General features: G+C 71.0%; 16 protein-coding genes. 10 read left to right on the top strand and 6 right to left on the bottom strand.

Annotated elements, in window-relative coordinates; all coding sequences use genetic code 11:
* From H9641_RS14765 to H9641_RS20250, 3 genes are all read left to right on the top strand, one after another.
* On the top strand, positions 1-587 hold a 587-nt coding region (locus tag H9641_RS14765), incomplete at its 5' end, for a DUF4192 family protein (protein WP_191805061.1).
* Positions 588-704: 117 nt separating this feature from the next.
* Positions 705-1100 carry a universal stress protein gene (locus H9641_RS14760; RefSeq protein WP_191805059.1) on the top strand — a complete coding sequence of 132 codons (396 nt, stop codon included), beginning with the start codon at positions 705-707 and terminating at the stop codon, positions 1098-1100.
* 298 nt (positions 1101-1398) lie between these two features.
* Positions 1399-2967, top strand: coding sequence for an RNA polymerase sigma factor (locus tag H9641_RS20250; protein WP_318244612.1), 1569 nt, complete (start codon positions 1399-1401; stop codon positions 2965-2967).
* Positions 2968-3123: 156 nt separating this feature from the next.
* Here H9641_RS20250 and H9641_RS14750 read toward each other — a convergent pair whose 3' ends face one another.
* Positions 3124-3330 carry a DUF7455 domain-containing protein gene (locus tag H9641_RS14750; RefSeq protein ID WP_056650208.1) on the bottom strand — a complete coding sequence of 69 codons (207 nt, stop codon included), beginning with the start codon at positions 3328-3330 and terminating at the stop codon, positions 3124-3126.
* Between the two features lie 167 nt (positions 3331-3497).
* Here H9641_RS14750 and H9641_RS14745 point away from each other — a divergent pair, with 167 nt between their 5' ends.
* From H9641_RS14745 to H9641_RS14735, 3 genes are read left to right on the top strand one after another with little or no spacing between them, the layout of a single operon-like run.
* The gene (locus tag H9641_RS14745) at positions 3498-5624 is read left to right on the top strand and encodes a DNA gyrase/topoisomerase IV subunit B (protein ID WP_318244611.1); all 2127 of its coding nucleotides are present in this window, start codon (positions 3498-3500) and stop codon (positions 5622-5624) included.
* A gap of 58 nt (positions 5625-5682) precedes the next feature.
* The gene (locus H9641_RS20780) at positions 5683-6144 is read left to right on the top strand and encodes a DUF4430 domain-containing protein (protein ID WP_191805055.1); all 462 of its coding nucleotides are present in this window, start codon (positions 5683-5685) and stop codon (positions 6142-6144) included.
* Positions 6123-6698: a DUF6580 family putative transport protein gene (locus H9641_RS14735; RefSeq protein ID WP_056650199.1), complete on the top strand. Its 576-nt coding sequence runs from the start codon at positions 6123-6125 to the stop codon at positions 6696-6698. Before H9641_RS20780 ends, H9641_RS14735 begins: the two co-directional genes overlap by 22 nt.
* Positions 6699-6807: 109 nt before the next feature.
* Here H9641_RS14735 and H9641_RS14730 read toward each other — a convergent pair whose 3' ends face one another.
* From H9641_RS14730 to H9641_RS14720, 3 genes are all read right to left on the bottom strand, one after another.
* The gene (locus tag H9641_RS14730; protein ID WP_191805053.1) at positions 6808-7248 is read right to left on the bottom strand and encodes a VOC family protein; all 441 of its coding nucleotides are present in this window, start codon (positions 7246-7248) and stop codon (positions 6808-6810) included.
* A gap of 13 nt (positions 7249-7261) precedes the next feature.
* Positions 7262-7918: a dihydrofolate reductase family protein gene (locus tag H9641_RS14725; protein WP_191805051.1), complete on the bottom strand. Its 657-nt coding sequence runs from the start codon at positions 7916-7918 to the stop codon at positions 7262-7264.
* A 156-nt stretch (positions 7919-8074) separates the two neighbouring features.
* Complete coding sequence (locus tag H9641_RS14720; RefSeq protein ID WP_191805049.1) at positions 8075-8626, bottom strand: hypothetical protein; 552 nt, start codon at positions 8624-8626, stop codon at positions 8075-8077.
* Between the two features lie 87 nt (positions 8627-8713).
* Between H9641_RS14720 and H9641_RS14715 the strand changes: the two genes are divergently transcribed.
* On the top strand, positions 8714-9283 hold the full coding sequence (locus H9641_RS14715; RefSeq protein WP_191805046.1) for a 3'-5' exonuclease: 570 nt from the start codon (positions 8714-8716) through the stop codon (positions 9281-9283).
* Positions 9284-9732: 449 nt separating this feature from the next.
* Positions 9733-10062, top strand: coding sequence for a hypothetical protein (locus tag H9641_RS14710; RefSeq protein ID WP_191805044.1), 330 nt, complete (start codon positions 9733-9735; stop codon positions 10060-10062).
* A 554-nt stretch (positions 10063-10616) separates the two neighbouring features.
* Here H9641_RS14710 and metH read toward each other — a convergent pair.
* Positions 10617-14195, bottom strand: coding sequence for a methionine synthase (gene metH, locus H9641_RS14705; RefSeq protein ID WP_191805042.1), 3579 nt, complete (start codon positions 14193-14195; stop codon positions 10617-10619).
* Between the two features lie 91 nt (positions 14196-14286).
* On the opposite strand from metH, the gene H9641_RS14700 reads away from it, so the two are divergent.
* Entirely contained in the window at positions 14287-15414 is a 1128-nt protein-coding gene (locus H9641_RS14700) for a GNAT family N-acetyltransferase (protein ID WP_191805040.1), read from the top strand.
* A gap of 90 nt (positions 15415-15504) precedes the next feature.
* The gene (locus tag H9641_RS14695) at positions 15505-16293 is read left to right on the top strand and encodes a lysoplasmalogenase (protein ID WP_318244610.1); all 789 of its coding nucleotides are present in this window, start codon (positions 15505-15507) and stop codon (positions 16291-16293) included.
* Positions 16294-16405: 112 nt separating this feature from the next.
* On the opposite strand, the gene H9641_RS14690 is transcribed toward H9641_RS14695, so the two are convergent.
* On the bottom strand, positions 16406-18889 hold the full coding sequence (locus tag H9641_RS14690; RefSeq protein ID WP_191805037.1) for a DNA gyrase/topoisomerase IV subunit A: 2484 nt from the start codon (positions 18887-18889) through the stop codon (positions 16406-16408).
* Between the last annotated feature and the right edge of the window lie 17 nt (positions 18890-18906).

Here is an 18906-nt window from a genome sequence, read left to right as displayed (position 1 = left end):
GGCGCGCCGACCGCGAGACGGCGCTCGCGGGCGGCGGGGACGCCCCGGCCGGCTGGCGGGCCGGAGGGCTCGAGGCGTGGCGGGCCGCGGTCGCGGTCGTCGACCGGTGCGAGGACGGGGGCGAGGCGGCGCTGCCGCCTGCTCTCCTGGGGCGTCTCGAGGCTGCGCTCGAGAGCATCCCGGTCCGGGACGCGGTCCTGCTCTCGTTCGCCGGGGTGACCGAGGACGTCGCGCGCCTCACCGCGACCGCCGTCCCGGGACCGCAGGTCGAGGCGGGGACCGCCTCGGCCATCGCGGCGATGGTCGACCCCGCGGTCGGGCTCCCGCCGGACCCGGACGTCGTGCGCGTCGCGCGCACGGTCCTGGAAGCTGTCGTGGGAGCCGGTCGCACGGGGCGTCAGGCGCCGGCGCTCACGCTCCTCGCCCTCCTCGCCTGGTGGGAGGGGGACGGCGGGCTCGCTGCGGACCGGCTCGGGAGGGCGCTCGACGCCGATCCCGCCTACCGGCTCGCGCTGCTCGTGAGGAGTGCGCTCGAGGCAGGGCTCGCACCGGGCTGGGCGCGCGCCGAGGCGGGCGCCGGGAGGTGAGGATCCACGGGCCTTCCGGTACCGTCGCACCTGCCGGGGTGGTCCCGGTCCGCAGCCCGGGAGCAGCCCGTGCCGCGCGCGCCAGCAGGCATGCCTCAGGCATGACGGAGGATTCCCATGACAGTCGTTGTCGGCTACCTGTCCACCCCCGAGGGGCGCGAGGCGCTCGGCACGGCCGTCGACGAGGCGATCAGCCGTCGGAGCGAGCTCCTCGTCGTCGTGAGCGACAAGGACGGCCGGTCCCTCCCCGAGCAGGTCGAGGAGCGGCTCGCGGACATCGCCCGCATCACGGCGCCGCTCGACGCGGCAGGGGTCGCGCACCAGGTCGTGACGGGCACGGGCGAGGTCGCCGAGGACCTGGTGTCGACCGCGGAGACGCATGGTGCCGGCCTGATCGTCATCGGACTCCGGCGACGGAGCCCGGTCGGCAAGCTCATCCTCGGGTCCAACGCCCAGCGCATCCTCCTGGACGCCCCGTGCCCCGTGCTCGCGGTCAAGCCCCACCGGCCCTGACGAGGCTCGCAGCGCCCTCGCGGCGTCGCTCGGACGGACGCGCGACGCGCGCGGGCGGGAGGGTGTGACCAGGACCATCGTCGGGGGGAATCTTCCGCGTCCTCGGTGCGTTGACCAGGGGACGACAGCAGCGGAGTGGACGTGTGCAGGCCCGTAGGCGGCAACTCACCCGCGCCGGAACACGCTTCACCGGCGTCCGACGACGGTTCGGCCGGTACAATATAGGTGTCCGCACATGATCCGAGAGTCCTCCGATCTCCCGGGCACGCCCCTCCAGTGATTGCCGAAAGGTCGGTTTGTGGCGCCCTCTTCCCAGAACCCCGCTCTCCCGCACGAGTTCGAACACCCCGCGCTTCAGGAACTGCTGCGCAAGGGTAGTGAGAACGGTCGGGTCGACGCCGAGAGCTTCCGCAACGCCTGCGAGAGCGCGACGATCGGCGACCCCAAGCGTCTGAAGGCCGTGCTGCGTGCACTGGCCGGTGCCGGTGTCGAGGTCGAGATCCCCGTCGCGACCAAGGTCGCCGCCGCCACCTCCTCGCGCTCCACCACGACGTCCCGGGCCGTCAAGCCCGCCACCAAGAAGGCCGCGACCCCGCGGGCGGGTGCCGTCACGACGACGCGCACCGCCGCGGCCACCGCCGCCGAGGCCGGGTCCGCTGACACCGCGACCGACGAGGCCGCCGCGCCCGCTGCCAAGGCACCCGCGGCGCGCAAGCGTGCCGCGACGGCCAAGACGGCCGCCCCCAAGGCCGCGGCCACGACGCGCCGCAAGCGCGGCGCCAAGGACGACGAGGACTCCGACGAGGTCGTGGTCGAGGACCTCGTCGAGACCGACGACGACGCGGAGACCCCCGCGACCGCCGCCAAGCCCGCGGAGGAGGCCGACGAGTCGCGTGGCTTCGTCTACTCCGACGCGGACGACGACGACGCACCGGCCCAGCAGGTCGTGACCGCGGGCGCCACGGCGGACCCGGTCAAGGACTACCTCAAGCAGATCGGCAAGGTCGCGCTGCTGAACGCCGAGCAGGAGGTCGAGCTCGCCAAGCGCATCGAGGCCGGCCTGTTCGCCGAGGAGCGCCTGAGCTCGGGCGACACGTTCGAGCCCAAGCTGCGCCGTGAGCTCGAGTGGATCTCGGGCGACGGTCGTCGCGCCAAGAACCACCTCCTCGAGGCCAACCTGCGACTGGTCGTCTCGCTCGCCAAGCGCTACACGGGCCGCGGCATGCTGTTCCTGGACCTGATCCAGGAGGGCAACCTCGGTCTGATCCGTGCGGTCGAGAAGTTCGACTACACCAAGGGCTACAAGTTCTCGACGTACGCGACGTGGTGGATCCGTCAGGCCATCACGCGCGCCATGGCCGACCAGGCCCGCACCATCCGTATCCCGGTGCACATGGTCGAGGTCATCAACAAGCTGGCCCGCGTGCAGCGCCAGATGCTCCAGGACCTGGGCCGCGAGCCCACCCCGGAGGAGCTCGCCAAGGAGCTCGACATGACCCCCGAGAAGGTCGTCGAGGTCCAGAAGTACGGCCGCGAGCCCATCTCGCTGCACACGCCGCTCGGCGAGGACGGTGACAGCGAGTTCGGTGACCTCATCGAGGACTCGGAGGCCGTGGTCCCCGCGGACGCCGTGAGCTTCACGCTGCTCCAGGAGCAGCTCCACCAGGTTCTCGACACCCTCTCCGAGCGTGAGGCGGGCGTCGTCTCCATGCGCTTCGGCCTGAGCGACGGGCAGCCCAAGACGCTCGACGAGATCGGCAAGGTCTACGGCGTGACGCGTGAGCGCATCCGTCAGATCGAGTCCAAGACCATGTCGAAGCTGCGTCACCCGAGCCGCTCGCAGGTCCTGCGCGACTACCTGGACTGACCGGTCCGACCAGCAGCGCCGAGAGGCCCGCACCCCTGCGGGGGGGCGGGCCTCTCGTGCGTCGAGCATCGGGTCCGGACAGAAAGAACCCCGGCCGGTGGTACTCACCGGTCGGGGTTCAGGGTGCCTGCGTGCGTCGAGCGCACGCGAGGGGTCTCAGCGAGCGCCGTGCTCCGCGAGCAGGCGGTCGGTCTCGTCCTGGACGTGCGTCGCGATGTCTGCGTAGGCGGCAGCGTGCGCGCGGGCGTGGTGGGCGCAGAAGAGCAGCTCCCCACTCGGCATGGTCACGCGCACGTACGCCTGGGCGCCGCAACGGTCGCAACGGTCGGCCACGGTCAGCGGTTCAGTCGTCGTAGCAGTCACGTGACCATGTAATCATCCCCGGACCCTTTCCTCGTACCGAAATGGCCCGGGTTCGCTACCCGCGTAGCCGCGGCTACTCGGGAATACGGTGGACGCCGCGACCGAGTGCGACGCGTCACGGCCCGGCGGCGAGGACCTGTGGGTGGCAGCGTCTAGGCTTTCCCTTCGTGACGACCACCTCTGAGTCCAGCTACACCGCACGGCACCTCTCCGTCCTCGAAGGACTCGAGGCCGTCCGCAAGCGACCCGGCATGTACATCGGGTCCACCGACTCGCGCGGTCTCATGCACTGCCTCTGGGAGATCATCGACAACTCGGTCGACGAGGCTCTCGCGGGCAACTGCGACGCGATCGAGGTCGTGCTGCACGCCGACACCTCGGTGACGGTCAAGGACAACGGCCGCGGCATCCCCGTGGACATCGAGCCCAAGACGGGGCTCAGCGGAGTCGAGGTCGTCTTCACCAAGCTGCACGCGGGCGGAAAGTTCGGCGGCGGCTCGTACACGGCGTCGGGCGGCCTGCACGGGGTGGGCGCCTCGGTCGTCAACGCTCTGTCCTCGCGCCTCGACGTCGAGGTGGACCGCGGCTCCAAGACGTACCGCATGACGTTCCACCGCGGCGAGCCCGGGGTGTTCGCCGACCCGGCGTCCGGACCTGACCCCGACGCGACGTTCACGCCCTTCGTCGAGCGTTCCGAGCTGGCTGTCGTGGGCAAGGCGCCCCGCGGGAAGACCGGGACGCGCGTGCGCTACTGGGCGGACCGCCAGGTGTTCCCCAAGACCGCGGTCTTCTCCTACGACGAGCTCGTGACCCGCGCGCGTCAGACGACCTTCCTCGTCCCGGGCCTCAAGATCACGCTGCGCGACGAGCGCGGGCTGCCGGGCACGCCCGGCGCTGACGGCCCGGTCGAGGAGAGCTTCCAGCACTCGGGCGGCACGGTCGACTTCGTCGACTTCCTCGCCCCGGACCCCGCCGTCACCGCGACGTGGCACCTGACGGGCTCGGGCACGTTCAAGGAGACCGTCCCGGTCCTCGACGAGCGGGGCCACCTGACCCCGCAGGAGGTCACGCGGGACTGCGAGGTCGACGTGGCGCTGCGCTGGGGCACGGGCTACGACACCGAGCTGCGGACCTTCGTCAACATCATCTCGACGCCCAAGGGCGGCTCGCACCTCGCGGGCTTCGAGGCGGGGCTGCTCAAGATCCTGCGCAAGGGCGTCGAGACCAACGCGCGCCGCCTCAAGGTGTCGACCAAGGACGCCTCGGAGCGCATCGAGAAGGACGACGTCCTGGCTGGCCTCACGGCCGTGCTCACGGTCCGGCTCGCCGAGCCGCAGTTCGAGGGGCAGACCAAGGAGGTCCTCGGGACGGCCCCCGTCCGGGCGATCGTGGCGCGCGTCGTCGAGCAGCAGCTCGGCGCCATGCTGACCTCGACCAAGCGCGACGAGAAGACGCAGGCCTCCCTGCTCCTCGACAAGGTCGTCGCCGAGATGCGCGCCCGCATCACCGCGCGCAAGCAGAAGGAGATCTCGCGCCGCAAGAACGCGCTCGAGACCTCGTCGCTGCCGTCCAAGCTCGCGGACTGCCGCAGCGACGACGTCGAGCGCAGCGAGCTCTTCATCGTCGAGGGGGACTCGGCCCTCGGCACGGCCAAGCTCGCCCGCAGCTCCGACTTCCAGGCGCTGCTGCCCATCCGCGGGAAGATCCTCAACGTCCAGAAGGCCTCGGTCACGGACATGCTCCGCAACGCGGAGTGCGCTGCGATCATCCAGGTCATCGGTGCCGGCTCGGGGCGCTCGTTCGACCTCGAGGGCGCGCGCTACGGCAAGGTCGTGCTCATGACGGACGCCGACGTGGACGGCGCGCACATCCGCACGCTCCTGCTCACGCTCTTCTTCCGATACATGCGCCCCCTCGTGGACGCGGGCCGGGTCTACGCGGCCGTGCCGCCGCTGCACCGAGTCGAGGTCATCGGCGCGGGCTCGCGCAAGAACGAGTACATCTACACGTACTCCGAGGCCGAGCTGCGCGACGTGCTCAAGAAGCTCGACCGGTCCGGCAAGCGCTACAAGGAGGACATCCAGCGCTACAAGGGGCTCGGGGAGATGGACGCCGACCAGCTCGCGGAGACCACCATGGACCCGCGCCACCGCACGCTGCGCCGCGTCACCGCGGAGCACGCCGAGTCCGCCGAGCGCGTGTTCGAGCTGCTCATGGGATCGGACGTCGCACCGCGCAAGGACTTCATCATCGCGGGGGCCGCAGGGTTGGACAGGGCGCGCATCGACGCCTGACGTCCCGTCTGCTGGGCGCTCGCCCCGCCTCGGGGCGAGCGTTCGTAGACTGCCAGGTGTGAACCCCCAGACTCTTCGTGCCACCCCGGCACGCTCGCTGACCGCCCTGACGTCCCTCCTGCTCGCGGTCGGCCTCCTGGCCGGATGCGCCCAGGGTGAGGACACGCCCGCGGCCGACACCACGGCCTCCTCGACGGTCGCCGCCGACGACGACGCGTCCGAGTCCGCGGACGACGCGACGAGCAGCGACGCTGACGACTCGGCGGACGACGTCGAGCTCACCTACGAGGGCGTCGCGGGGAAGACCGCGCTCGAGCTGCTCGTCGCTGCCGACCCCACCGCCGTGGTCCAGGGCGAGGGCGAGAACGCGTTCGTCACGGGGATCGACGGGCGCGAGGCGCAGGACTCCGCCAAGGAGTTCTGGGCCCTGTACGTGAACGGTGAGATGGCCCAGGTCGGCGCCGGGTCGCTCGTGACGGAGACGGGAGACGAGATCACGTGGAAGCTCGAGACCTACTGACCCGCTGGTGGCGCCCCGCGATCGCGGTGGCGTTCGTCGCGCTCGCGATCGTGTTCCGGCTCGTGCGCGAGGAGATCGGCGCCCCGCCGAACCTCGAGCTCGTGACCTCGGCGGCGTTCGTCGCCGCGGTCCTCGTCCGGCACCGCCTGGCGTTCCTGGCGCCGCTGGTCGTCGCGGTGGTCTCGGACCTCGCGCTGGGCAACACGTCGATCGCGCTGTTCACGTGGAGCGCGTGGCTCGTCGTGGGCCTCGCAGCTCTCCTGACGCGCAGCACGTCGGGGTGGGGGCGCGTGGGCGCAGCCGCCGGGCTGGGCGTCGGCGGGTCGCTGTGGTTCTTCTTCTGGACCAACTTCGGCGTCTGGTTCCAGGGTCGCGGGGTCTGGTACCCCGCGGGGCTCGACGGGCTCGTGGCGAGCTACGTCGCCGGGCTGCCGTTCCTGCGGACCATGCTGGTCGGGAACCTCGTGCTCCTGCCGGTCGTGGCCGCGGGCACGCTGCTCGTGGAGCGGCTCGAGCGCTCGCGGGGACTCGTGGCGGTGCCGCAGGCGGCGTGAGGTCGCTTCGTCTTTCGCCGAGGTAGAACGTCCTGCGCGAGGTAGAACCCGGTGGGTACTACCTCGCGCAGGACGTTCTACCTCGGCGGTCTCCGGGGCCGAGCCCTCGTCAGCCCAGCTCCTCGGCCAGGGCGACGATGATCCCCTCCGGCCCGCGGAGGTAGCAGAGTCGGTAGGCGTCCTCGTACCGGACGATCTCGCCGACGAGCGTGGCACCGTGCGTGCCGAGCCGGGCGACGGTGTCGTCGATGTCGTCGACCGCGAACATCACGCGGTGCAGGCCCAGGGTGTTCGACGGCGCCGCACCCAGGCCGATGTCGACCGCGTCGGGCGAGTGGTAGGCGGACAGCTCGAGCCGCCCGGGCCCGTCGGGCACGCGCAGCATCGCGATCTCGGACCGCATCCCGTCGAGCCCGACGACGTTCCCGGCCCAGGCGCCTTCGATGGGCGCCCTGCCCTCGAGCTCCATCCCGAGCTCGACGAAGAACGCGACCGCCGCGTCGAGGTCGGCGACGACGATGCCGATGTTGTCCAGCCGCTGGATCGCCATGCGTCGTCCCGTCTCAGTGGTTCTGGGCGGCAGCGTCCGTGACGCCGCGGTCGGCGGCGGCCATGTCGCCCGTCGCGGGCGTGCCGTCGGCAAGACCGTAACGCAGCATGACCGTGCCTGCAGGGCTCGCGGCGGGCGGCTCGAGCAGAGTCAGGTTGGTGGGGACGGCGCCGCCGTCGAACACCTGCTTCCCGACGCCGAGGACGATCGGGTGGACCCAGAGGTCGAGGCGGTCGAACAGCTTCTCGCGCAGCAGCGTTTGCACCAGGCCGAGGCTGCCGACGACCTTGACGTGCTCGTGCCGGTCGCGGACCTCACGCACCGCGGCGGCGAGGTCGGGGCCGAGCTGCGTGGACCCGGCCCAGGAGAGGTCGGGCTTGCCGCGCGAAGCGACGTACTTGGGGATGCGGTTGAACAGCGTCGCGAAGTCGTCGTCCTGGCCACCCTCCTGGTGGGGCCAGAACGCGGCGAAGATGTCGTAGGTGCGGCGCCCGAGCAGGAGGGCGTCGGTGCCCTCGTACGCGGCAGCGACCTGCTCACCGGCGACGTCGTCCAGCAGGGGAGCCTGCCAGCCGCCGAACGGGAACCCGATCGGGTCCTCGTCGGGCCCGCCGGGCGCCTGCCCGACGAGGTCCAGGGTTGTGAACAGCTCGATCTCGATCGATCCCATGATGTGCTCCGGTGGGTCGGCGGCAGGGTCATGGGGGTAGACCGGGCGACGGGGGAGAAGTCATCGGGGTCTCGGTGCGAGAGTCGGCCCAGAGGTCACTCGACGGCTCCGAGGTCGACGCTGGGAGGACAGAAAGTGCTGGACCGCGTTGAGGACTCAGCCGCCGAACAGGTCGTCCGCAGCGCCGACAGTGGCGAGCACGGTCGCCTTTCGCTCGATGACCAGGCGACGCAGCCGGGGCGCAGGGGAATCACCAAGAGTGAGATGGTGGCCCGCGAGGACCCATCGTGTGCCACGTTCGTTCCGACGGACCCCGCCAGAGATCGTGAACCTGCCACAGCCTTCGAAGTCGAAGTCGGCAGTGACGAGGTCACCTGCGTCGAGGCTCGAGACAAGGGATCGGAGCTCGTCGTAATCTGTCGTCGCGAGATCGGACAGATCGTCGTCCTCCACGACAAGCGTCGTCAGGGCCTGCAGCTCCGAGACTGGCTCTGCCTTCTTGCCGTTCGTCAGATCCAACCAGCCGACCTTGAGCACGGTGTCGGTCAGGTCCGTACGAACAGGACCGGCGACGGTGAACTGACCGTGTTCGGAGAAGCGGAAGTGCGCTACGACGTCCACCCCGGGCTGGAGTGCTTCGAGCGCGCTCCGGAGTGCTGTCATGTTGCGGCGGGACAAGGGGACACCGAAGCCGAGGTGGTTGGACACGATCCGCAGGTTACTACTGCTGACGTGTGTCTCTGTCCGTGGTGGACGCCGACTGAGTTCCGAGCATCTTCATCTACTATGCCCGACATGCCCCCTGCCGCATTGCCCGGTCTGTCATTCACAGCGATCGACTTCGAGACTGCCAATCCACAGAGAGCCTCGGTCTGTGCCGTGGGTGTGGTGAAGGTGCGGGACGGGATCGTGGTGGACGCGCTCGAGACCTTGGTCCAGCCGCCACCCGGGCACGAGTCGTTCAACTACCGCAACGTCGGCGTCCACGGCATCCAGGCGCACCACGTCGTGGGCGCACCTGCCTGGGACGTTGTCTACACCAAGGTGATGGAGTTCGCCGGCGGGGACGCGCTCGTTGCGCACAACGCCTCCTTCGACCGCTCCGTCATGGCGCGGGCGAGCGAGGTCTACGGGATCCGCGCGTCGCCTTCGCCGTGGCTGTGTACACGCGATGCCGCCAGGTCGGCGCTGGACCTGCCCTCGTATCGGCTGCCCGAGGTTTCAGCGGCGTTGAGCATCCCTGCTCACGCGCACCATGAAGCGGGCGCGGACGCGCGCCAGTGCGCGCTGGTTCTCGTCGAACTCTGCCGTCGACGAGGATCCAGCTGGCGTGATCTGGTACGGAGCCATGTGCGCGTCGCGTAAGCCTCAGGGGATCCGTGCCGACTCCTTCTGCGACGCTGTCCTTGCCGGGCTCGTCCGCGGTCGTGGTGTGATGACCGGTTCGGACGCCCAACGGGCGGGCCCAGCCTGCGGGCTGCCTTGCGGTCGTGACACGGGCGCGCCCGTGGCCTAGGGCGTCGGGATCCACTCCAATGGCTACTAGGTCGACGCGCTCGGCTGGGAGGTGGTCAGCGACGGTCGACACCGCGGCGCAGAGTCCACTGCGGGAGCAGGGGGACCAACCTCGGGGCATCCCACCTCCTACGTGGTCCCCGACGGGTCGGAGGCTCGCTGTGCTGACTCCGTGGCTGGCCTCGGGGTTTCCGCCACGCCGTCAGGGAGTGTGGGGTGTTCTGAGCCCTCCATCTGCGTCTGGGTGAAATTGCGCCCAGGGCCTGTCCATTCAGGTGGACTACCGCCACGCTCGGCGCATGACAACTGCAGAGACCAACAGCAACGGGTATCGCAACTACACCTCCGATGGCACCTACTGGACGGGGCGCAAGGCCGGGAACGGCAACATCGAGGTTGTTCGTGTGAAGACTGGCAACTACGGAGTGGTCGAGTCCTTCGGGACCTACAGCCGCCTGGGCTCAGCCGTGGCCGCTGCGGCGCAACTGGCGTACGTACAGGGCTGGACTGACGCTCAGCATGACCTTTCCTCGAAGGTTCACCTCGCACTCGCTGACGCGGGAATTGCACCGGTGGTCATTCCTGGCCCGGATGTCGACCTGTATGACGAGGAGAGTGACGAGGACTAGAACGACGACGGGTCCCGACCACACGCAGGTCGGGACCCGATCCATGTCCGCTGATGGACCTTGTCCACCTAGCCCGTGGGCGTTGCCCGACACGGTGTGGCCCGGCAAGGTGCCCAGCGTCGCCGTCTGATCAGCTTCGGAGCTTCGGTCCGGTCACGGGGCGTGGAGAGGCGGTACGCCCGAGGAGACACGTCACCATCCCGCTCGCACCTGAGAAAACCTGGCACGGAGCTGGCCGGTGCAGTGGCCAGTTGCGAAATGTTCGAGTCGTCCGTCGAGCGCTTACCAGGAAGAGATTGCCACGCTCTAGGACGAGCGGACCGCGTGGCTCACCCAGGCTGCGGACGTCGAGACCAAGGGGAAGGCCGCGGCCGAGCGCGAGTCTGCGGTGGCGGCCACCGCGCAGCAGGCTGCGAAGGTGGGCGTCGACGTCGAGCCCCAGGACGTACCGAACCAAGGCGCAGCCCCGAGTGTAGCCACAGGTGTGGCCCCGTATGACCTTGCGTGGAGGTACGAAAACCGCTCTGACCTGGGGTTATGCTATACGGCCAACCCTACACCGAGAAGTACTTCGCCTCTGCGTGGTGGAACACGAACGCGTCCGTCGACTGCTCCGGGTGCAGCTGCAGCTCGTCCGAGAGCACCACACCCGCTCGCTCGGGCCGCAGCAGCTCGACGACCTTGCGCCGGTCCTCCATGTCGGGGCACGCGGGGTATCCCAGCGAGAACCTCGCCCCGCGGTACTTGAGGTCGAACATCCCTTGGACGTCGTCGGGCTCCTCGTCCGCGAACCCGAGCTCGGTGCGCACGCGCGAGTGCCACATCTCGGCGAGCGCCTCGGTGAGCTGCACGGACAGGCCATGCAGCTCCATGTACTCGCGGTACTTGTTGGCTGCGAAGAGCTTGGCCGTGTGCACGTCGACGGTGTCGCCCATGGTCACGAGCTGGACGGGCAGGACGTCGTAGCGTCCGGTCTCCTCGACCCACGAGCGGGGCTTGACGAAGTCCGCGAGGCACAGGTGACGGTCGCGCCGTTGCCGGGGGAACGTGAAGCGCAGCCGCTCGGTCCCCACGGGACCGCCCGAGCCGCCGTCGGGCCCGTCGTGGTGCCCGACGACCACGTCGTTGCCCTCCGACCACACCGGGAAGTACCCGTAGATCACCGACGGGTCGACGATCCCGTCGGTGCGGATCTGCTCGAGCCACGCGTTGAGGCGCGGGCGCCCCTCGGTCTCGACGAGCTCCTCGTACGACGCCCCGGCGGCGCCTTCCGCACCGGACGAGCGCCCAGGCTTGAGCCCCCACTGACCCATGAACGTCGCGCGCTCGTCGAGGAACGCCGCGTAGTCGGCGAGCTGGATGCCCTTGACGATGCGCGTGCCCCAGAAGGGCGGGTCGGGGACCAGGTTGTCGGCCGCGACGTCCGAGCGGGCGGGCAGGTCCTCCTCGGGCGTCTGCGTCACGGTCACGGTCGCGTGCCGGCGCTTCTTGAGGGGAGGCAGCCCGACGGCGTCGCGCGCCTCTCCCCGCGCCACGCGGACGAGCGGTTCCATGAGTCGCAGGCCCTCGAACGCGTCGCGGGCGTAGCGGACCTCGCCCTGGTAGACGTCGGCCAGGTCGTCCTCGACGTACGTGCGCGTCAGGGCCGCGCCGCCCAGCAGGACGGGCCAGCGCTGCGCGTACCCGCGGGCGTTGAGCTCCTCGAGGTTCTCCTTCATGACCACGGTCGACTTCACGAGCAGCCCGCTCATGCCGATCACGTCGGCGTCGTGGGCCTCGGCGGCCTCGATCATCGCGGCGATGGGCTGCTTGATGCCGATGTTCACCACGGTGTAGCCGTTGTTGGTCAGGATGATGTCGACCAGGTTCTTGCCGATGTCGTGCACGTCGCCACGCACGGTGCCGATCACGATGGTGCCCTTGGACCGGCCGCTCGCGTCCTCGGACTTCTCCATGTGCGGCTCGAGGTAGGCCACGGCGGTCTTCATGGCCTCGGCCGACTGCAGCACGAACGGGAGCTGCATCTCGCCCTTGCCGAACAGCTCGCCCACGACCTTCATGCCCTCGAGCAGGTGGTCGTTGACGATGTCGAGGGCCTTCCAGCCCTCGTCGAGCGCAGCCTGCAGGTCGGTGTCGAGCCCCTTGAGCTCGCCGTCGACGATGCGCCGCTCGAGGCGCTCGCCCAGCGGCAGGGCCGCCATCTCGGCCGCGCGGGCGTCCTTGAGCGACGCCGAGTCGACGCCGGCGAACAGGTCGAGCAGCCGGGCCAGGGGGTCGACCGTCATGTTCCCCTCGGCGTCGAACTCGCGACGGTCCCACACGAGGTCGAGCGCGGCCTGGCGCTGCTCGTCGGGGATCTTCGCGAGCGGCAGGATCTTGGCCGCGTGCACGATCGCGGAGTCGAGCCCGGCCTCGACGGCCTCGTGCAGGAACACCGAGTTGAGGACGACGCGCGCGGCGGGGTTGAGCCCGAACGACACGTTGGAGACGCCGAGCGTGGTGTGCACGCCCGGATAGGCGGCCTTGAGCGCGCGGATGGCCTCGATGGTCTCGATCGCGTCGCGGCGAGTCTCCTCCTGCCCGGTCGCGATGGGGAACGTCAGGGTGTCGACGACGATGTCCTCGATGCGCATGCCCCAGGTGCCCACGAGGTCGTCGATCAGGCGGCTCGCGATGGCCACCTTCGCGTCGGCCGTGCGGGCCTGGCCGTCCTCGTCGATCGTCAGCGCGATGACCGCGGCGCCGTGCTCCTTGACGAGCGGCATGATCCGCGCGTAGCGCGAGGTCGGGCCGTCGCCGTCCTCGAAGTTCACCGAGTTCACGACTGCGCGCCCGCCGATGAGCTCGAGGCCCGCCTGGATCACGGGCGGCTCGGTCGAGTCGATCACGAGCGGCAGCGTCGAGGCGCTCGCGAGCCGCGAGACGACCGCGCGGGCGTCCGCGACGCCGTCGCGCCCCACGTAGTCGATGCACACGTCCAGCAGGTGCGCGCCGTCACGCGTCTGGGCGCGCGCGATCGCGACGCACTCGTCCCAGCTCTCGGCGAGCATGGCCTCGCGGAACGCCTTGGACCCGTTGGCGTTGGTCCGCTCGCCGATCGCGAGGAACGAGGCGTCCTGGTCGAAGTCGACGTGCGAGTACAGGCTCGCGACGCCGATCTCGCGGGCAGGGTCTCGCGGGGTCACGGGTCGGGCGCGGACGGCCTCGACGACCTGGCGCAGGTGCTCGGGCGTGGTGCCGCAGCACCCGCCCACGAGGCCCAGACCGAACTCGGTGACGAACTGGGCGTGCGCCGCCGCGAGCTCGCTCGGCGTGAGCGGGTAGGAGGCGCCGTTCTTGCCCAGCACGGGCAGGCCCGCGTTGGGCATGCACGTCACGGGGATCTCGGCGTGCTTGGACAGGTGGCGCAGGTGCTCGCTCATCTCGGCGGGTCCCGTGGCGCAGTTCAGGCCGATCGCGTCCACGCCGAGCGACTGGAGCGTGGTCAGCGCCGCGCCGATCTCCGAGCCCATGAGCATGGTGCCCGTGGTCTCGACCGTGACCTGCACGATGACCGGCACCGACCGCCCCTCCGCGGCCATCGCGGCGCGCGAGCCGTTGACCGCGGCCTTGGCCTGGAGCAGGTCCTGGCTCGTCTCGACGAGGATCGCGTCGACCCCGCCCTCGCGCAGGCCCGCGGCCTGCTCGGCGAACGTGTCGCGCAGGTTCGCGTACGTCGTGTGCCCCAGGCTCGGCAGCTTGGTCCCGGGGCCCATCGAGCCCAGCACCCAGCGCGGCTGCTCGGGGGTCGAGAACGCGTCCGCGCGCTCGCGCGCGATGCGTGCCCCGGCCGCGGCGAGCTCGCGGATGCGGTCCTCGATGTCGTAGTCCGACAGGTTGGACCAGTTGGCGCCGAACGTGTTGGTCTCGACGCAGTCGACGCCGACCTCGAGGTAGGCGTCGTGGACGGCGGCGATGATGTCGGGGCGCGAGACGTTGAGGATCTCGTTGCAGCCCTCGAGCTGCTGGTAGTCCTCGAGGCTCGGGTCCTGCTCCTGGATCATGGTCCCCATGGCGCCGTCGGCGACGACCACGCGGGTGCGCAGAGCCTCGGCGAAGGCGGCGGATCGGGCGTTGGCGACGTCGTGGGGCATGAGGCGAACTGTAGCGCCGGGCCGCGTGCGGGGACCCGGGCGTCCGGAAAACAGGATGCTGCGCGTCACCTCGCGACCTAGCGTGGTGCGCATGAGCACCGAACCGCCCGCCCCGCCCACGTTGGCCCCGATCGCCGAGCGCGTGGCCGCACCGGCCCACCTGCCGCTCCCCGAGGTCGACGGCCTCGTCTGGCGCTCCCTGACGCTCGAGGACGCCCCGGCCCTGTTCGGGCTGACCGCGGCCGTCGAGGAGCACGACCAGCACCCGTTCCGCACCTCGCTCGAGGAGACCGAGGAGATGTTCGAGGGGGAGTGGCGCGACCTCGCGCGCGACACCCTGGTGGGCCTGGACGCCGACGGCGAGCCGCGCGCCTACGCGTCGGTCGACACCCGTCCCGGGGACGCGAGCGTCGTCCGCGCGTTCGTCCAGGGTGCGGTCCACCCGCGGTGGCGGGGACGCGGTGTCGGTCGGCAGGTCCTGGCCTGGTCGACGGGGCGGGCCCGGCAGCTCCTCGCAGCCTCGGGCAAGGAGCTGCCCGCGCGCATCGCGGGCTACGTCCAGGACGACGACGCGTCCGAGTGCCGTCTGTTCGAGGCTGCGGGCTATACGGCCAACCGCTACTACTCGACCCTGCGCCGCGACCTGTCGCTGCCCGTCCCGGAGGTCGCGCTGGGCGACGGCCTGCGCGTCGTGCCATGGTCTCCCGAGCTCGACGAGGCCACGCGCCTGGCCCACAACGACGCGTTCCGCGACCACTGGGGCAGCGAGCCCGCGACGCCCGAGTCGTGGGTGCACGGGCGCAGCATGTTCGCCCCCGAGTGGAGCGTGCTCGTCGTCGACGACGTCGCCCCTGCTCCCGGTGCAGTCGACGGTTCGGAGTCGGTGAGCGAGACGCCCAACGGCGCGGCTCCCGCCCTCATCACGGCCGGCGGTCCCGTCGTGGCCGGCTACCTCCTGTCCGGCCGGTACGAGCAGGACTGGCCCGTCGCGGGGTACTCGAGCGGCTACACCGAGACCCTCGGGGTGCGCCGGGAGTACCGCGGGCGCAGGATCGCGCTCGCGCTGCTCAGCGCGGGCATGGCCGCGTACCAGGCGGGCGGGGTCGAGTACGCCGAGCTCGACGTCGACACCGAGAACCCGTCCGGCGCCCACGGGCTCTACGCGAGCCTCGGCTACGAGAAGAAGGACGGCTCCCGGATGTACTCGATCGAGCTCTGAGGCCCTACCGTGTCCCCAGGTCAGCGCGGCAACGGTGCCGCGCGCCAGGGCGCCCGTGACCCGGGTCGCCCTTCCTGGAAAGGGAACGACGTGGTCTCCTCGACTCCTCGCGTCTCGCACGCACCCACCTCGCACCGGACGGTCCCGATCATGACCGTGCTGCGGCGCCGCCCCCTGGCGGCGCTCGCGGCCGGTGCCTTCCTGCTGCTCTCCGTGGTGCACCTGGTCGCCCACCTGGCCGGAGCGGAGCAGGTCGCGAACGTGACCCAGTGGTTCGTCATGCCGCTCCTGGCGCTCGTCGTCTGGACCGCGACGGGATCGCCCCGCGGCGCGGCCGCCGCACCGGCCGCAGGGTCGCGCGGGCGGTCCCGGCTCGTGCGGTGGACGCTCGTCGCGCTCGGGTTCTCCTGGCTCGGTGACTCCGCGCCCGACCTGTCGAGCGGCGACGCCTCGTTCCTGACCATGGTCGGGTTCTTCCTGCTCGCGCAGCTCGCGTACGTCGCGGCCTTCTGGCCGTCGCGCGGGTCGAGCGTGCTGCGCCGCCCGGTCCTGCTCGTGCCCTACGCGCTCGCCCTCGTGGCGCTCGTGGTCCTGTGCGCCCCGCACGCGGGCGCGCTGCTGGTCCCGGTGGTGCTCTACGGCCTGTGCCTGACGATCATGGCGGTGCTGTCGACCGGCGTGCACCGGGTCGCGGGCATCGGCGGGGCGATCTTCCTGGTCTCCGACGCGCTCATCGCGCTCGGGGCGTTCGTCCCGGGCTTCGAGGTCCCGGGGCCGCTGTCGTCGGGGTTCTGGGTCATGCTCACCTACCTCGCGGGCCAGGCGCTGCTCGCGGTCGGGATCCTGCGCCGCGACGCGGGCGAGGCCGGGGAGTCCTAGTCGGCGTGCCCTGTGCGCCGTGCGGGCCGCACGAGACGGCCGAGGGGCCGACCGGAGACACCGGTCGGCCCCTCGGCCGTTCGCCGCGCGACGCGGCGAGGTCGTGCTGTGCTCAGCCGACGCCGATCGCGGTGATCGGGACGTCGAGCGGTGCGCCCGAGCCGTCGCGTCGCTGGTCGACCGGTGGGAGGTCGACCGGCTGCCCGGCGGACCCGACGGCCCGGCCGGGGCCGCGGCCCACCCACGCGAAGATGAGCGAGTCCTCGCCCTTGAGGAAGCGCTGGGCGCGGACGCCGCCCGTCGCGCGTCCCTTGCCCGGGTACAGCTCGTACGGCGTGACCTTCCCGGCGCCCGCCTGCGTGCCCGGCAGGGCGTCGGACGACCCGGCGATGGTCACGACGGTCATGAGGTCGCGGCTGTCGGCCTCGACGACCCCGAAGAACGTGACGCGCTGGTCCGGGCCGAGCTTGATGCCCGCCATGCCGGCCGCGCTGCGCCCCTGGGGGCGCACGGCCGACGCGTCGAAGTGCAGCAGGTTCGCGTCCGAGCTGACGAACACGAGCTCGTCCTGGTCGGTGACCGGTGCCGCTCCGACCACGCGGTCGCCCTCCTTGAGGGAGATGACCTCCCAGGCGTCGCGGTTGGTCGGCACGTCGCCTGCGATGACGCGCTTGACCACGCCGCCTGCGGTACCGAGCGCCAGGGTGGGCGCGTCGGGGTCGAGCGAGACGATCGTCAACGGCTCCTCGCCCGGCTCGAGGCTCACGATCTCGCTCAGCGGGACACCGCCGGACAGGCTCGGGGCGCCGTCGGTCGGGGGCAGGGTCGGCAGGTCCAGCACGGAGAGACGCACGATCCGTCCGCGGCTCGTGACGAGCCCGACGTCGCTGCGCACGCTCGCGAGCACGGTGCCGCGCAGCGCGTCGTGCGAGTGACGGCGCCCGCCCGTGCCGGGCTCGGTCGCGTCGCTCGTGCGGGCCAGGAGCCCCGTCGCGGACATGAGCGCCCAGCAGGGGGTGTCCTCGACCTCGAGGGGCACGGCCGAGACGGTCCCGAGCACGCCCTGGGCCGAGGTGGGCGAGGCGCCCGCCGACTCGAGCAGGATGGTGCGGCGGGGCGTGCCGTAGGTCTTGGCGACCTCCTTCATCTCCGCCGAGACGACCGCGCGCAGCTTGGCGTCGTCGCCGAGGATCTCCTCGAGCTGGGCGATCTCGAGGCGCAGGGCCTCCTGCTCCTTCTCGAGCTCGAGGCGCGAGAACTTGGTGAGGCGGCGCAGCCGCAGCTCGAGGATGTACTCGGCCTGGGGCTCGGAGAGGTCGAAGACCTCGCGCAGGCGGGTCCGGGCCGTGTCCGCGTCGTCGCTCGTGCGGATGACCTGGATGACCTCGTCGATGTCGACGATCGCGAGCAGCAGGCCCTCGACCAGGTGCAGCCGTTCCTTGCGCTTGGCGAGCCGGTACGCGCTGCGACGTCGCACGACGTCGATCCGGTGGTCGACCCAGACCTGGAGCAGCTCGCGCAGGCCCAGCGTGCGGGGCTGGCCCTCGACGAGCGCGACGTTGTTGATGCCGAACGAGTCCTCGAGCGGCGTGACCTTGTAGAGCTGCTCGAGCACGGCCTCGGGGTTGAAGCCCGTCTTGATCTCCACGACCAGGCGCAGTCCGTGCGCGCGGTCGGTCAGGTCGGTCGCGTTGGTGATGCCCACGAGCTTCTTCGACTTCACGCCCTCGGCGATCTTCTCGATGACCTTCTCCGGCCCCACGAGGTAGGGGAGCTCGGTGAAGACAATGCCCTTGCGCTTGGCCGTGATGTTCTCGATGCGCGCCGTGGCCCGCGTGCGGAACGAGCCGCGGCCCGTGCGGTAGGCGTCGCGGATGCCGTCGAGGCCGACGATCTTGCCGCCCCCGGGCAGGTCCGGGCCGGGGATGAAGCGCATGAGCGCCTCGAGGTCCGCGGTGGGGTGCTTGATGAGGTGCTGGGCCGCGGCGACGACCTCCACCAGGTTGTGGGGCGCCATGTTGGTCGCCATGCCGACCGCGATGCCCGCGGCTCCGTTGACCAGGAGGTTCGGGATGGCCGAGGGCAGGACCTCGGGCTGGGTCAGCTTGTTGTCGTAGTTCGGGATGAAGTCGACGACGTCCTCGTCGAGCCCGACGGTCATGGCCATGGCCGAGGTCGCGAGGCGGGCCTCGGTGTACCGGGGGGCCGCGGGGCCGTCGTCGAGCGACCCGAAGTTCCCGTGCCCGTCGACGAGGGGCAGCCGCAGCGAGAAGGGCTGGGCCAGACGGACCAGCGCGTCGTAGATCGCGGTGTCGCCGTGCGGGTGGAGCTTGCCCATGACCTCGCCGACGACGCGCGCCGACTTGACGTGGCCGCGGTCCGGACGCAGGCCCATGTCGGACATCTGGAACAGGATGCGGCGCTGGACGGGCTTGAGCCCGTCGCGCGCGTCCGGCAGGGCACGGGCGTAGATGACCGAGTACGCGTACTCGAGGAAGGACCCCTCCATCTCCGTCGTGACGTCGATGTCGATGATCTTCTCGTGGACCTCGCTCGGGTCGAGCGGGGCTTTCGAGGCGGACGGTCTGCGCGCCATGGGTCGTCGGGCTCCTG

The organism is Oerskovia merdavium (assembly GCF_014836755.1).
GTDB classification, from domain to species: Bacteria; Actinomycetota; Actinomycetes; order Actinomycetales; family Cellulomonadaceae; genus Oerskovia; species Oerskovia merdavium.
Note: the sequence above shows the minus strand (reverse complement) of the source record. Positions and strands in the feature narration are given on the sequence as shown.